The following is a 14708-nucleotide window of genomic DNA, read 5'->3' on the forward strand; positions in this document are numbered from 1 at the left end:
CAAACCTCGACATCCGGAACCGCGTGCCCGCCCGGCATATCCTATGGTGTAATTCGGGGCATGGAAAAAAGGGGAGACTATTGAAGACCGTCGCGCTGATCGGCCGAGCCAATACACCGGGCATCGCTGAACCCCTCAAGACGCTGGCGACGTGCATCGCCAGCAAAGGCTACACGGTCGTTTTCGAAGCCGAGACGGGCGTCAGCCTCGGACTCGACGGCTTCGAGCGCCTGAGCCCCGCGCAGATCGGCGAACGCGCCGACGTGGCCGTCGTCGTCGGCGGCGACGGCACGATGCTGGGTATCGGCCGCGAACTGGCCCCGTTCGGCACGCCGCTGATCGGGATCAACGCCGGCCGCCTCGGGTTTATTACGGACATCCCGCTCGAAGAGATGCGGACGGTCGTGCTCGACATGCTCGGCGGCGCGTTCGAGCGCGAAGAGCGCTCGCTGCTCGAAGCGCGGATCCGCCGCGAAGGCCAGACGATTTTCCGCTCCGATGCGCTGAACGATGTCGTGGTCAATCGTTCAGGCTTTTCCGGCATGGCGGAGCTGCGGGTCTCGGTCGACGGGCGCTTTATGTATAACCAGCGCTCCGACGGTCTGATCGTCGCAACGCCCACGGGGTCGACTGCGTATGCGCTCTCGTCCCAGGGCCCGATTCTCCATCCGCAGCTCGAAGGCATCGTGCTCGTGCCGATTGCCCCGCACGCCTTGTCGAACCGCCCCATCGTGCTGCCCGACGACTCCGAGATCGCGATCAAGATCGTCGCGGGTCGCGACGTCAATGCGAACTTCGACATGCAGGCGTTCACCGCGCTGGAGCTCAACGATGTGATCGAGGTCCGCCGCGCCAAACATACGGTGCCCTTCCTGCATCCGGTCGGCCACAGCCACTTCGCGACGCTGCGCAAGAAACTTCACTGGAACGAGTACCCGTCGCACGAAGACGACGAGCTGCGCGGCTGACGAGGGACTGAGCGGGCCTCCCGTTTGAGTGTCACGCGCACTCAGGTACATTTCTGTTTTCAGCTCCACCCCGTGCCGCCCTGGAGAGCACGTCTGCCATGCTGCGTCATCTTTCGATTCGCGATTTCGTCGTCGTCGACGCGCTCGACCTCGAGTTCGACACCGGCTTTACCGTCTTCTCCGGGGAAACCGGCGCCGGCAAATCGATCCTGATCGATGCGCTTGCCCTGACGCTCGGCGCACGCGGGGATGCATCGTCCGTGCGCACCGGCCAGGCGCGCGCCGACATCACAGCCGAGTTTTCGACTTACCCCGCCGTGGACGCATGGCTTGCGGAGCAGGCGCTCGAAGGCGAGACAGGGACTGTTCTGCTGCGCCGGGTCATCGATGCCAACGGCCGGTCGCGCGCGTTTATCAACGGCACGGCAGCGACGCTCGTGCAGTTGCGCGAGGTCGGCGAGATGCTGGTCGATATTCATGGACAGCATGCGCACCAATTGCTGATGCGTGCCGACGCGCAACGTGACTTGTTCGATACGCATGCGGGTCTGGGAAACCTCGCGGCCGATACGTCGCGCGCGTGGCGCGCGGTACGCGATGCGAGCGCTGCGATCGAAGCCGCCGTGTCCCGCGATCGCGAAATCCAGCTCGAACGCGAGCGCCTTGCCTGGCAGCTCGCCGAACTCGACAAGCTCAAGCCGCAGGCCGGCGAATGGGAAGAGATCAACGTCGAGCATCGCCGCCTGTCGAACGCCGCCAACCTGATCGACGGCGTGCAGTCCGCGCTGGGCGCGCTGTCCGAATCCGACGAATCGATGCTGCACCAGATCGCAGCGGTCATCGCGCGGCTGCGCAACCTGGCCGAGGTCGATTCAGACCTGTCCGATGCGCTCGCGGCGCTCGAGCCGGCCGAAATCCAGATTCAGGAAGCGGTCTACTCGCTCAATCATTACGCGCAACGACTCGACCTCGACCCGGATCGGCTTGCCGAGGTCGATGCACGCCTTGACGCGTTGCACTCCGCGGCGCGCAAATTCCGTCTGCAGCCCGAGTCGCTGCCGGACGAACACAAGGAGCGCCGCGCTCAACTCGAGGCGCTCGACGCCGCCGCCGACCTCGATGCCTTGCGCGCCGCCGAAGCGGCAGCGCAGAAGGCCTATCAGGACGTCGCGAAAAAGCTGTCGAAGGAACGCACGCGCCACGCGAAGGCGCTTGGTGAAGCCGTGACGACCGGCATGCAGGAACTGGCCATGGCAGGAGGCCGCTTCGAGGTCGCGCTCGTGCCGCAGCCCAACGGCGGGCCGAACGGTCTTGAACAGATTGAATTCCGCGTAGCCGGCCACGCGGGCGTGCCGCTACGGCCGCTCGCGAAAGTCGCGTCAGGTGGCGAATTGGCACGGATCAGCCTCGCGCTCGCCGTGATCGCCAGCGCAGCCAGCCCGACGCCAACGCTGATCTTCGACGAAGTGGACACGGGTATCGGCGGCGCGGTCGCCGAAGTGGTCGGCCGGCTGCTTCACCAGCTCGGCCGCATGCGTCAGGTCCTCTGCGTGACCCACCTGCCGCAGGTCGCTGCGCGCGGTGAATATCACTTCCGCGTTGCCAAACGCACCGTCGACGCGGGCACCGTGTCGTCCGTCGATCCGCTCGACAAGCCGAGCCGCGTCGAGGAAATCGCGCGCATGCTCGGCGGCGTCGAAATCACTGCGACGACGCGCAAGCACGCGAAGGAAATGCTCGCGGCCTGATTCCCGTAGGTCGATCGCGTATTTCGGTCGCGTAGGTCGGCGCAGCGCTCAATACTGAACGTTGCGGCCAGCGTAGCCTGCGCCACCGATCGTTGCGGCGCCTGATTCGCCGCTGCGGTCTAACGCTCGATACCGATTGCACCGAGCGGCGCTGGCTGCACGCCATCAAAGATCCGGCGCCACAAGCCCTGCACGGCGGCCTTTTCCCCGGCCACGGTTTCCTCGGGCACGCGCGCCGCATCCATGCCGTCGAGCCGCATCTTGTGCTGGATCGCGCGATACCGCCGGTAGGCGTTGCCGACCGCTTCGGCCTCGCTGTCGGGCATCAGACCGAAATGCGCAAGCTCGCGCAGCAGCGCGATATTGCCCGTGTTCAGCAGCAATTCCGGATGGCTCGACGCGTGCAAAAGCACGAGATATTGGACGATGAATTCGACGTCGACCATGCCACCGCGGTCGTGCTTCAAATCGAACAATGCGGTGCGATTCGGATGGCCTTCGAGCACGCGATCGCGCATGGCCACGATTTCCTGCGCGAGCGGCAACGCCTCGCGGTGCTGCGTCAGCACTTGCGACCGGATGGCCTCGAACGCCTGACCGATCGCGGCGTCACCACACGCGAAGCGCGCCCGCGACAACGCCTGATGCTCCCACACCCATGCTGTATTCGAGCCATCGCCTTCTCGAAGCTGGTAGCGCCGGAACGAGTCGAGCGACGTCACGAGCAGCCCCGACGAGCCGTTCGGACGCAGCCGCAGGTCCACATCGTAGAGCTGACCGGCACCTGTCGCGGTCGTGAGCCATGTGATCAAACGCCGTGCAAATGCCGCGTAGATTTCATCGGCACGCTCATCGTCGTCTTCATACAGGAAGATCAGATCGAGGTCGGACGCGTAGCCCAGCTCCTTGCCGCCGAGCTTGCCGTACGCGATCACGGCAAACCGAGGCGCATCGCGATGACGCTTCGGCATCTGCCGCCAGACAGCCTCCAGGGTGACTTCGAGCACTGCGTCGGCCAGTTCGGACAACAGGTCGCTGATCCGCTCGACGGTGATATGCGCGGCGAGGTCGAGCAACAGGATCCGGAATGTCTCGGCGTGCTGCGCGTGACGCAGCAGATCGAGCTGCTGCTCGGCGCTGTCGGCATGTGCGAGCCGCCTCGACAAGGATTGCTTGAACGCCACCCAGTCCGACGGCGCCGACAGCGCCTCGTCGTCGAGCAGCTCGTCGAGCAATTGAGGATGCTGCTGAAGATAGCCCGCGGCCCAGCGTGATGCACCGATTACCGAGAGCACGCGCATCAGCGCAGCGGGATATTCGGCCAGCAGCGCGAGATAGGCACCGCGACGCGCGACCGCCTCGAGCAGATCGAGGAAACGCAACACGATTGCATCGCATTGATCGGCAGGCAGTGAGCGCGCGGCGTCGAGCACGCGCGTGACGAGCAGGTCGAAACGATCGCGGCTGCGTTCGGGCAACGTCGAATAGCGCGTCGAACCCCGCATGACTTGCAGTCGCGCAAGCATGGCGGTCGCATCACTGAAGCCCAGACGCGCGACCTGAGCCGCGAGTGCGGGGCCGACCTCTTCGTCGAGCAGACCCTCGTTCCAGAGGTCGGTGCCGGACACGAATGACTGTGTCGAGTCCTGTGCGCGGGCATGATGATGACCCGTGGCATCGGTGGGTGGCATTGTCGAAGCCACAGAGGTCGCTGCAGCGGTCGCGGCGGCAGTGAACGCGGCGGCCGACGCCGTTGGCGGCACGACCGCAGCCGGCCCCGACGCCCCGTTGTTTTTATCGGCGAAAATGCGATCGAACTGCGCTTCGGCGAGTGCGCGGTGACGGTTGATCTCGTCGAGCAACGACGCGTAGTCGACATGAGCCAGCGATGTGGCGAGACGTGCCCGGGCATCGGGATCGACCGGCAACGCATGCGTCTGCGCGTCGTCAGCATACTGGAGACGGTGCTCGACGCGCCGGAAAAACAGGTAAGCATTCGAGAGTTGTGCCGCGATCGGCGCGGCGAGCAGGCCGAGCGACACCGCATGAGCGAAGACCTCAAGCGTAGGCCGTACGCGAAACCCAGCGTCCTGCCCGCCGCGGATCAGCTGGAACACCTGGGCCGAAAACTCGATCTCGCGAATCCCTCCGCGCCCCAGTTTGATGTCATCGGCTTTCTCGGGGCGCATCGTCGCGCGCTTCTCGGCCTCGCGACGAATCTGTTCGTGGAGCGAGCGCAACGCGCCGATTACGTTGAAATCGAGATAGCGCCGGTAGACGAACGGCTTGACGAGCCCGTCGAGCAGATTCGCGAGGCGTGCGCCGCTGGCGTCGTCCGTGCGGCTCACCAGGCGCCCCTTGATCCACGCATAGCGCTCCCACTCGCGACCCTGGACGTAGAAATATTCTTCAAGCATGCCAAGGCTCGACACCAGCGCGCCCGAGTCGCCGTTCGGGCGCAAGCGCATGTCGACCCGAAAGACGAAGCCGTCGGCAGTCAGCTCCGACAGGGCGGCGATCAGACGCTTGCCGAGACGCGTGAAGTATTCGTGATTCGACAAGGGCTTACGCTGACCGCCGGCCGTTTCGCCCTCTTCCTCGTAGACGAAAATCAGGTCGATGTCGGACGACACGTTGAGTTCGCGGCCGCCGAGCTTGCCCATGCCGACCACACCGAGCGTCAGCGGCGCGCCGTCCGTCTCGCCGAGCGGCGCACCGAACGTCGAGCGCAATTCCGCGTCGAGCACCTCGAGCGAGCGCTGGATAGCGATTTCCGCCAGATCGGTCATGGCGCCCGTGACTTCGGCGACGTCCGCCACGCCGGCGAGGTCGCGTTCCATCACAATCAGGTAGACCTCCGCGCGAAGACGGCGCAAGGCCTGCTTGAGGACATCCTCGCCCGGACGTTCAGCGTTTGCGCCTTCCGCGCCGGGCGCTGCCACGGGCCCGACGCCAAGTGCCTCGAGGCGGCGCTCCATCCATTCACGTGTGACCGGCCGGCCGGCAAGCTCCGGCAGGCGCGCCGCCAGTTCCGGGTTCGCGTGCAGCACGCGCGTGGCATAGGACGAGAACGCTTCGCACAGCAAGGGGGTATCGATCATCGCGAAAGGGGTACGCAGCGGCCGCGAGGCACGCTTGAATAGAACGGGATAGAACAGAGTTGAACGAGCACTGGCGCGCCTCCCGGCGGACCCACGCCGCCTCGCGGGCCGGGCAATGCCTGTGTTAAAGTGCCTTCGACGCCCCAGCAAACTACCATACGCATACGACCCCCGCAGCATGTCCGAACGCCCGGAAACGTCCGTCGCCCTCGACGAGCCGCGCATCGACAGTTCGCACCCGGGTGGCTACCGCCTGTTGCGGCGCATATTCAAGGTGCTGCTGGTCGGCGCCCTCGTGCTGTACTTCGGCGCAACGCTCGCCATCGTGCTGCTCCGGTATCTGTTACTGCCGGATATCGGTCTCGCTCGTCCTCGCATCGAGGCTGAACTCTCTCAAGCGCTCCACGCGACGGTCCATATCGGCAAGCTGTCGGCACGCTGGACAGGACTGCAGCCCGGCGTCGATATCGACCAGCTGACCATCACGAACGCACAAGGCGTGACGGGCCTGTCGATTCCGCACGCCAACGCACAACTCGCGTGGGAATCATTCATCCGCGCCCAATTGGTGTTTTCGCGACTCGTCGTCGATTCGCCTGATGTGCTGATCGAACGTGACGCGTCGGGCGGACTTTCGATCGGCGGGGTTCATCTTGCGTTCAAAGGCAAGCACAACCGCGCGTTCCCGAACTGGCTGCTGTCGCAACGCGCCATCATTCTGCGCGGCGGCACGTTGCGCTGGCGCGACCACACGCGTGACGCGCCCGAGTTTGCGCTGCGTGACATCCGTTTTGCGTTGATCAACGACGGCCGCACCCACGAAATCGGCCTTCAGGCGCAGCCCGACGACTACGTGCTCCACGGTCCGCTCGACTTTCGTGCGAATTTCCGCAGCGCGCTGTTCGGTCAGGTCGGTGACGCGGGCGGCTGGGATGGCGCGGCGTATGCGCAGGCCGGCCCGCTCGACCTGCACGTCGCCGCTCAATATATGTCGCTGCCCATCGTCGTCGATGCCGGAAGCGTCGGCGGCCGGATGTGGTTCGACTTCACCGGCGGGCGCGTCACCCAGGCCCGCGGCGCGCTGTCCGGCCACACGCTCGCGCTTGAACTCGTGAAAGACCGCCCGGTGCTCAGCGTGCCGGCAGCCGAACTCCGTTATGACCTCGAGCAGGACAACGACGGCGCCACGTTCAACGTTCACCAGCTCGCGCTCGAATTCGGCGGCGAGCGGCCGCTGTCGGACGGCACGCCACTGATCCGCCGCCTCGACATCAGTCGACTCAGCGCGGCCTACCAGGGACCGAACCTCGGCCGTCGCGCGCTCGCCACGGCCAGCGGCGCCGCCGCGGCGAGCCGGGCGCTCGCTGCACACGGCGAACGCTTCAGTATTGACGGCGACGCGATGGATGTCGGTCTGCTTGCCGACATCGCGCGCACGCTCCCGCTGCCCGATCCGGTCGCGGATGCACTCGCACGCTTCGAGCCGCGCGGCATGCTGCGCAACTATGCGATCGCCTTCGCGCGTCCGGCGCCGTCGACCGAGCAGGCCGAAATGGCCCAGCGCAACAACAAGGTTCAGGCAATCGAGCATGTGCGCTTCAAGGCCGCATTCGACGGACTCGGTGTCTCGGCCCAGATGCCCAAGCCCGGACTCAATGCGCACCACCACCCGTATAGCGGACTGCCGGGGTTTGACAACCTCAAGGGCACCGTCGACGCCGACGAAGGCAAAGGTGTCATCGACCTCGACGCGCGCGACGCTTCGGTCACGATCCGGGGACTGTTCGACGAACCCGAGCTCGACTTCGACACGCTTGCCGCCCGCACCACCTGGTCGATCAAGGACACGGCCGATCCGAATCAGCCCGCGATCGACGTCAACATCGACAAGTTCAGCTTCGCGAACGCCGACGCACGCGGCGGGATGAACATCAAATATCACAAGTCGGCGCCCGGTCGCGGCTTTCTCGACCTTGATGCGGACTTCGATTCCCTCGTTGTCTCGCGCGTGCCGCGCTATCTGCCGACGTCGATGAGCGAGAAGCTCCGCACCTACCTCGGCCACGCCCTCGTCGCCGGCACCGGTCATCGCGCGACCATCGCGGTGCACGGCAACCTCGATCAGTTCCCGTATTCGCATCCGGATCAGCACGGCCAGTTCAAGATCGTCGCGCCGTTCACGGCCGCCCGATTCGATCCATCGCCCTGGCCGCCGAAGCGCACGAGCTTCGGCAAGCTTGAAAACTGGCCGGAGTTCGATGACATCGACGGACGGTTCCTGCTCGAGAACAAGCTGCTGCGATTTGAAATCGACGCGGCACGGTATCGCGGGGTCAAGGTTGACAAGGTGACGGGCGAGATTGCCGATCTTGGAGATCGCTCGCGGTCACTCATCATCGACGGCTCGGCGCGCGGACCGCTCGGCGACATGCTGCAGTATCTGAACGACAGCCCGGTCCCCGATTCCGTCGACCGCGCCACGGAAAAGATCAAGACGACAGGCAATGCGAAGCTTGCGCTGACGGTCACCGTGCCGCGCGCGCCCGAGTTCGGTAAAACGGGCGTCAAGGGTCGTGTGATGCTGCAGGGCAACGACCTGACGTATGCGAACTTGCCGACCGTGACGGGTCTCGGCGGCGCCATCGACTTCACGGGGCATACCGTTCAGATGGCCGGCGTCAATGGCCAGATCTTCGGCGGCCCGATCCGCGGCACAGGCGGGCTCAATGAAGACGGCAGCGTGTCGGTCGATCTGATCGGCCGCGTCGGCGTGGACAAGGCGCGCGACATGGCCCGCACGCCTGCGACCGATGCACTGCTTGAACACCTGAGCGGCGCGCTGCCCTATTCTCTGAACGTGCACGGCGAACGCCATACGATTCCCGATCTGACGCTGCGCTCCGACCTCGTCGGCCTCGGCATCGATCTGCCCGCCCCGCTGCACAAAAGCGAGGCGGACGCCTGGCCGACCGTCGCCTCATTACGCCGCCTGAGCGGCGGGCCGGGAAGCGATCCGGACGAAAGCGTCTCGCAAATCGAGATGACGAGCGGTGCGCTCGCCGCCAACTATCTTGTGCGCGGCGTGGCGCACCCCGTCGCACTCAAAGGCGCGATCGGCGTGAACAAGCCTGCGACGTTGCCCAATGACGGTGTCGTTGCCGCTGTGGATCTGCCGAGCCTCGACCTCGACGCATGGCGCGTCGCGCTCGACAAGGTTCTGCATCCGAATGCGACGCCCACGCGCGACGCGCCGCCGCCGAAGGCCGACGTATCGGCGTCAGCTTCGGGCGGCGTCGCCGCGAGCGCTTCCGCACAAGCGGCGGCGCCCGCTACCGCGCAGGTCGACAGCGCTGCGGCTTCGGCACCGGCAACGTCGCTGGCATCCGTCCCCGCCCCGGCATCGTCGATCGGTCAGCCCGCGACGGCACAACAAGCTGGTACGGAAGCGGCCCCGGCACCACAGTCACAAGCAGAAGAGACTGCGTCGACGCGCGGCTCCGATCGTGCGGCCGCGCCGGCCGGCGCGGCCTCGGGTGCGATCGCCGGCGTCGGTGCAGGAACGCCGGCCGATGCGGGCACCGCAGCACGTGCCGGAGCCAGCTTTGCGCCCACGCGCATCGCCGCCCACGTCGACAACCTCACGCTGCTCAAGCGCCACTGGGAAAACGTCGTGCTCGGCGCGTCGCACGAAGGTGACACGTGGCAAGCCAACCTCGCATCGAACCAGGTGTCGGGCCATGTGGCATGGCGCGCCCCGTCGCATGGCGAACACGGAGATCTGCAGGCACGCCTGGCCAAGCTCGATATTCCGAAAGTCACCGAGAACGACGTTGTCGGCAGGATGCTCGAGCGCCAGTCGACGGAGTTTCCGGCCGTCGATCTCGAGGTTGAAGACCTGATCGTCTATGGCCACAGCCTCGGCAAGCTCAAGGTCAACGCCCGGAACACGAATATCGACAACGAACCGGTGTGGCTGCTCGATCAGCTCGTACTCGACAACCCCGCCGCCACATTGACCGCGAGCGGCAACTGGCGCACCTCGCGCCGCGCGCGGTTCATGTCGCCCGGCGAGGACTTCGACAATGACGATCCGGCGATTCCGCGCCGCACCGTGCTTCAGTTCAAGGTCGACGTGCACGACGCCGGCGCCCTGCTGACCAACCTCGGACTGGCCCGGACAATTGAAAACGGCAACGGCACGCTGTCGGGCAAGGTCGGCTGGCGCAGCGGCCCGACGACCATCAACTATCCGACGCTCAACGGCTCGCTGTCCGCTGACCTGCGCGACGGCACGCTCGTGAAGGTCGACCCGGGCGTGGCCAAGCTGCTGGGCCTGCTGTCGCTGCAAACGCTGCTCAAGGTCCTGACGATGAATTTCCGCGACGTCGCAGGGCACGGCCTCGCGTTCGACTCGATCACGGCCACGGCGTCGATTCACGATGGCCTCGCCAGGACGGACGATTTCAAACTCGTGACGCAGCCCGCGCGCGCCACGATGGCCGGCACGGTCAACCTCGTCGACCACGAGCAGGACCTGCATGTGAAGGTGATCCCGACGCTGAGCTTCGGCGCCGCGTCGGTCGCGATCGCTGTCATCAACCCCTTGCTTGGCCTGGGCACCTATGTCGGCCAGTACCTGCTCTCGGAGTCGATCTCGAACACCTTCTCGCGTGACTATGAAGTGACCGGGACGTGGCACAAACCCACGATTAAGCGCATCAAATCCGATGAGGGTAAGATGGGCCATCCCGTCACCGAGGAAACCGCGAACTGAAGCGCCGCCGGTCGGGGCCGACACGGCCTCCGGACGAACGGCCAGCCCGCGCCGCCTGCGGTGTCGCCCTTGTTGCCGCGATGAACGATCCGATCGAAACTGCCCTGCTTCCGTACCGCGTCGCGGCCATCCAGATGGTCAGCGCGCCAAGCGTCGAACGCAACCTCGAACAGGCTGCGACGCTGATCGAGCAAGCCGCACAAGACGGCGCGCGCCTCGTGCTGCTGCCCGAGTACTTCTGTTTCATGGGTCACTCGGACACTGACAAGGTGGCCCTGCGCGAACCGGCCGGCAACGGCCCGATCCAGACCTTTCTGGCCGACACGGCGCGGCGCCTCGGCATCTGGATCATCGGCGGAACCTTGCCGGTGGCCGCGCCTGAGCCCTCGCGCGTGCTCAACGCCACGTTCGTCTACGATCCGCAGGGCCGCGAAATCGTCCGGTACGACAAGATCCACCTGTTTAATTTCGTCAAAGGCACTGAAGCCTTCGACGAGGCCCGGACGATTCGCCCGGGCACCGAAGTGCGCGGCTTCGACGCGCCATTCGGGCACGTGGGCCTCTCGGTATGCTACGACCTGCGTTTTCCTGAGCTTTACCGGGCACTCGGCGATTGCGCCTTGATTGTCGTGCCCGCCGCCTTCACCTATACGACGGGCCAGGCGCACTGGGAGATGTTGCTGCGCGCGCGGGCCGTCGAGAATCAGTGCTATGTGCTCGCCGCGGCCCAGGGCGGCAAGCACGAAAACGGCCGCCGGACATGGGGCCACAGTATGCTGATCGACCCGTGGGGCACCATCGTCGCGCAGCGCGACGAAGGACCCGGCGTGGTCGCGGGAGACATCGATCCCGCGCGGATCGGCGAAGTCCGGCAGAGTCTGCCGGCGCTTCGTCACCGCGTGCTCGCGTAAGGCGCGCCTCCGCGCGTCGGACGGATCACCGATTTCAAGAACATCATTTCATAGCTGCGCATGAAGATCATCGAACCTGGAATTCAGAACCTCGCCATTGCCAAAGACGTGCTGCTGACGCCGTACGGACTCGACGAAGCCTTGCTGCTGCGCACGCTCGGCGACATCTTCACGCACCGCGTCGACTACGCGGACCTGTACTTCCAGGCGACACGCAGCGAGGCGTGGAGCCTCGAAGAAGGCATCGTCAAGTCGGGCAGTTTTTCGATCGACCAGGGCGTGGGCGTGCGAGCCGTCGCCGGCGACCGGACCGCATTTGCGTACTCGGACGATCTGTCGGCCGAAGCGCTGCGTCAGGCCGCGCACGCCACGCGCGCGATCGGGCGCGACGGCGGTTCGGGCAAGACGCGCGTCAAGGTCGCGAGCGCCCTGCGCGGTGTCTCGGGGCGCGATCTCTACCTGCAGGCCGACCCGCTTGCGTCGCTCGACGCGACCCAGAAGGTGGCGCTGCTCGAGCGTGTCGAGGCGATTGCACGCAAGCGCGATCCGCGCATCAAGCAGGTCATGGCGGGCCTCGCCGGCGAATATGACGTGGTGCTCGTTGCACGCAGCGACGGTGCGCTTGCGGCGGACATCCGCCCGCTCGTGCGCCTGTCGGTCACGGTGATCGCCGAGCAGAACGGCCGCCGCGAGATCGGCAGCGGCGGCGGCGGCGGTCGCTATGACTACGGCTACTTCACTGACGAGCTCATCGAACGCTATGTCGACGACGCCGTGCGCGGCGCGCTCGTCAATCTCGATGCGCGCCCGGCGCCGGCCGGCGGCATGACCGTCGTGCTCGGACCGGGATGGCCCGGCGTGCTGCTGCACGAAGCAATCGGTCACGGTCTCGAAGGCGATTTCAACCGCAAGGGCTCGTCGGCGTTTGCCGGCCGCGTTGGTGAGCGCGTTGCCGCGCGGGGCGTGACGGTGGTCGACGACGGCACGCTGCCGAATCGGCGCGGCTCGCTCAATATCGACGACGAAGGCAACCCGACCCAGTGCACGACCCTGATCGAAGACGGCGTGCTCAAGGGCTATATCCAGGATTCGCTGAATGCCCGCCTGATGAAGGTGCCCGTGACGGGCAATGCGCGCCGCGAATCGTATGCCGCACTGCCGATGCCGCGCATGACGAACACCTACATGCTCAGCGGCGACAAGGATCCGCAGGAAATCATCGCGTCGGTCAAGAACGGGCTCTATGCGGTCAACTTTGGCGGTGGGCAGGTCGACATCACGAACGGCAAGTTCGTGTTTTCGGCCTCGGAGGCCTACATGATCGAAGACGGCAAGATCACCTATCCGGTTAAGGGCGCAACGCTGATCGGCAACGGACCCGAGTCGCTCAAGTACGTGAGCATGATCGGCAACGACATGGCGCTCGATACGGGCGTCGGCGTCTGTGGCAAGGAAGGTCAGAGCGTGCCGGTCGGCGTCGGCCAGCCGACGCTGCGCATCGATCAGATGACGGTCGGTGGCACGGCGCAGTAAGAAGCTCGCAAAGGAAGCCCGCGACCGGGCTTGAGCGCGTTCTCGCCTGAGTCCGGTCACGAGGGTCGATTTGCAGCCGCGCGGATATCCTGCATCTCCAATATGGGGTTTCCGCGCGACGGATTCGGTGGACCGCGCCGCATCGACTCTCCGCAAAGCCACGCCGGCTCTGCCACGCGATAGTCTCGAATTACCGGTGACGCGGCCTGATAGCGAAGAATTTGCCGCGCAGACTATTTGCACGATTGGTTTAAGTCACGCACATTGCGCGCAATATGATCGGCCGACACTTGCATAATGCGCTTTCGGCCGGTATAAAGCGGAATCCGCTTCATTTTTAGCCAAGCACCCGTCCATGTTCGCCAGCCGCTTTTACTTTTGGTTTTATGCGTTTCTCGCACCGCTGGCGGATGGAGAGGGTCGCTGCTGAACTGAAAGCAACCAACACCGAAAAAACCGCCAGCGAGTCTGGCGGTTTTTTTATGCCCGGATTTTTTAACACTCTCACTGAACGAACCTGTCAGCGGCAACTGCGTAGCGGATCCCGATGGCACAACAAGGAGAACACCGATGATTCCGCACAATACCGATGACGTTCGCATCCGCGAATTGAAGGAACTCACGCCCCCCTCGCACCTGATCCGCGAACTGCCCTGCCGCGATGAATCGGCCGAGCTGATCTACACGGCGCGCAACGCGATTCACCGGATCCTCCACGGCATGGACGACCGACTCGTCGTGATCGTCGGTCCCTGCTCGATTCATGACCCGAAGGCTGCGCTCGAGTACGCGGCGCGCCTCGCCGAAACCCGCAAGAAGCTGGCCGGCGAGCTTGAGGTGGTCATGCGCGTGTACTTCGAAAAGCCGCGCACGACGGTCGGCTGGAAGGGCTTGATCAACGACCCGCACCTCGACAACAGCTTCAAGATCAACGACGGCCTGCGCACCGCGCGCGAATTGCTCGTCGGGATCAATGAACTCGGACTCCCGGCCGCGACCGAATACCTGGACATGATCAGCCCGCAATACATTGCCGATCTGATCTCGTGGGGAGCGATCGGCGCGCGCACGACCGAGTCTCAGGTGCATCGCGAACTGGCCTCGGGCTTGTCATGCCCGGTCGGGTTCAAGAACGGCACGGACGGCAACGTGAAGATCGCCGTCGACGCGATCAAGGCTGCCTCGCAGCCGCACCATTTCCTGTCCGTGACGAAGGGCGGGCACTCGGCAATCGTGTCGACGTCGGGCAACGAGGATTGCCACATCATCCTGCGCGGCGGCAAGGCGCCGAACTTCGATGCGGCCAGCGTCGACGCAGCCTGCGCGGACATCGGCAAGTCAGGGCTTGCCGCACGCCTCATGATCGATGCGAGCCACGCGAACAGCCAGAAAAAGCACGAAAACCAGATCCCGGTCTGCGAAGACATCGGCCGCCAGATCGCCGGCGGAGACGACCGGATCATCGGTGTGATGATCGAGTCGCATCTGGTCCCGGGACGTCAGGATCTCGTCGAAGGCTGCGCGCTCACCTATGGGCAGAGCATCACCGATGCGTGCATTTCGTGGGACGAGACGGTGCCGGTCCTCGAAGGCCTCGCCGAATCGGTGCGTCAGCGACGCGTCAAGAGCGGCCGCGGCAACTGAGCGGTACGGTGCCACCGGTGCGGGGGGCT

At 65.2% G+C, this 14708-nt stretch carries 7 protein-coding genes; 6 read left to right on the plus strand and 1 reads right to left on the minus strand.

Translation table 11 applies throughout. The annotated features are described in order from the left end of the window. Positions 1-38: 38 nt before the first annotated feature. Together ACMFWR_RS16935 and recN are read left to right on the plus strand one after the other, a co-directional pair. Positions 39-968, plus strand: coding sequence for an NAD kinase (locus tag ACMFWR_RS16935; RefSeq protein WP_413194939.1), 930 nt, complete (start codon positions 39-41; stop codon positions 966-968). Between the two features lie 98 nt (positions 969-1066). After that, complete coding sequence (recN, locus tag ACMFWR_RS16940) at positions 1067-2716, plus strand: DNA repair protein RecN (RefSeq protein WP_413192753.1); 1650 nt, start codon at positions 1067-1069, stop codon at positions 2714-2716. 119 nt (positions 2717-2835) lie between these two features. Here the strand turns inward: recN and glnE are convergent, their stop codons facing one another. Next, the gene (glnE, locus tag ACMFWR_RS16945; protein ID WP_413192754.1) at positions 2836-5817 is read right to left on the minus strand and encodes a bifunctional [glutamate--ammonia ligase]-adenylyl-L-tyrosine phosphorylase/[glutamate--ammonia-ligase] adenylyltransferase; all 2982 of its coding nucleotides are present in this window, start codon (positions 5815-5817) and stop codon (positions 2836-2838) included. A 178-nt stretch (positions 5818-5995) separates the two neighbouring features. Between glnE and ACMFWR_RS16950 the strand changes: the two genes are divergently transcribed. The 4 genes from ACMFWR_RS16950 (at position 5996) to aroG (ending at position 14679) form a co-directional block, all read left to right on the plus strand. Then, entirely contained in the window at positions 5996-10591 is a 4596-nt protein-coding gene (locus tag ACMFWR_RS16950) for a YhdP family protein (RefSeq protein WP_413192755.1), read from the plus strand. Between the two features lie 80 nt (positions 10592-10671). Continuing rightward, on the plus strand, positions 10672-11502 hold the full coding sequence (locus tag ACMFWR_RS16955; RefSeq protein ID WP_413192756.1) for a carbon-nitrogen hydrolase family protein: 831 nt from the start codon (positions 10672-10674) through the stop codon (positions 11500-11502). Between the two features lie 60 nt (positions 11503-11562). Then, a complete protein-coding gene (gene tldD / locus ACMFWR_RS16960) occupies positions 11563-13035 on the plus strand; it encodes a metalloprotease TldD (protein WP_413192757.1) in 1473 nt (490 codons plus the stop codon). A 570-nt stretch (positions 13036-13605) separates the two neighbouring features. Continuing rightward, positions 13606-14679, plus strand: coding sequence for a 3-deoxy-7-phosphoheptulonate synthase AroG (gene aroG / locus ACMFWR_RS16965; RefSeq protein ID WP_413192758.1), 1074 nt, complete (start codon positions 13606-13608; stop codon positions 14677-14679). The last annotated feature ends 29 nt before the right edge of the window (positions 14680-14708 follow it).

The organism is Pararobbsia alpina (assembly GCF_965118125.1).
Taxonomy (GTDB): domain Bacteria; phylum Pseudomonadota; class Gammaproteobacteria; order Burkholderiales; family Burkholderiaceae; genus Pararobbsia; species Pararobbsia alpina_A.